Origin of the sequence: Bombilactobacillus bombi (assembly GCF_013607485.1) — a bacterium.
Taxonomy (GTDB): Bacteria; Bacillota; Bacilli; order Lactobacillales; family Lactobacillaceae; genus Bombilactobacillus; species Bombilactobacillus bombi_A.
On sequence record NZ_SCHP01000157.1, the window covers coordinates 1 to 411 of the forward strand.

Sequence of the window (411 nt, forward strand, 5' to 3'; positions counted from 1 at the left end):
GTGTAATGCTCGATTTGTAGACCGGATAAAACGTATTAAGCGTTGCATCCGGCAATCGCGCTATTGCAAATAATTTTTACTGCATCATCCCGGAGAATTTATTCTCCGGGTCCATCTCCAGCGCCAGTCCTGACAACTGCTTTCTGTTTTTAATGAGATACCCTTTCTTGCTTTTAGTTAATAAACCGTCGTGAATGAATTGCGCGAGAACATATAAAAGATGTCGATAAGAAACGCCTAAATACTCTGCCGCTTGCGTATGCTTTTCGTGATAAAGATCACCTTCCTGCGAGAGTAATATAAAAGCTGCCAGGCGATTAACTAACGGAAATGATTGATTCTGAGTTAAAGAAACAATATCACGATAATTTTTATGACTTAAGGTGACGCAGAGTTTTCGTAAAAATAGCG

At 39.7% G+C, this 411-nt stretch carries 1 protein-coding gene; it reads right to left on the reverse strand.

Annotation, left to right across the window (positions count from 1 at the left end; translation table 11 throughout):
• Positions 1-76 precede the first annotated feature (76 nt).
• A partial coding sequence (yeiL, locus tag EQ827_RS08920; protein ID WP_181190617.1) for a transcriptional regulator YeiL occupies positions 77-411 on the reverse strand: 335 nt, incomplete at its 5' end.